We start from the raw sequence: 586 nt of genomic DNA, 5'->3' as shown, positions 1-586 counted from the left end.
ATCAATTTTCTTCTTGATATCTGCTTCATTTTTATTCTTAGTTGCAGTAGCATCAGCTGTTGCATCTGTATTACCTTTTGCTTTACCTGTTGTATCTTTTGCTTCTGGGTAAGCACCTTTTGTTGAAGTTGAAACTTTAACATCAACTGTTCCATCTTTGTTAGGAGTTAGAACCACACCAGTAACTGTTGTTTTACCTACTGATTTAGGAATATCTATACCAGTTGCAGCTTTGATAGCTTTAAGGATTTCATCGATTGATTTACCAGCTTTTTTCATATCAGCGATTTTCTTAGCAATTTCTGAGGCTTTTTTACCACCTTGTTTTTGTGTAATATCTTTACCATCAATAGCTTTCTTGATAGTATCTAAGTTTTTATCTCTGTCGATTGATTTTTTTACAGTAGCATCTGTGTTACCTTTAACTGTACCTTTTGTATCTTTTGCTTCTGGGTAAGCACCTTTTGTTGAAGTTGAAACTTTAACGTCGATTGTTCCATCTGGGTTAGGAGTTAGAACTACACCAGTAACTGTTGTTTTACCTACTGATTTAGGAATATCTACACCAGTTGCAGCTTTGATAGCT

At 34.6% G+C, this 586-nt stretch carries 1 protein-coding gene; it reads right to left on the bottom strand.

Features of this window, described 5'->3' with window-relative positions; translation table 4 throughout:
- Positions 1-586, bottom strand: a 586-nt coding sequence (locus C4B25_RS04825; RefSeq protein WP_168380720.1) for a hypothetical protein, incomplete at both ends; no start/stop codon positions are given.

The organism is Mycoplasma todarodis (assembly GCF_004335995.1).
In the GTDB taxonomy this organism is placed as follows: Bacteria; Bacillota_I; Bacilli_A; order Mycoplasmatales; family Metamycoplasmataceae; genus Mycoplasma_K; species Mycoplasma_K todarodis.
Note: the sequence above shows the minus strand (reverse complement) of the source record. Positions and strands in the feature narration are given on the sequence as shown.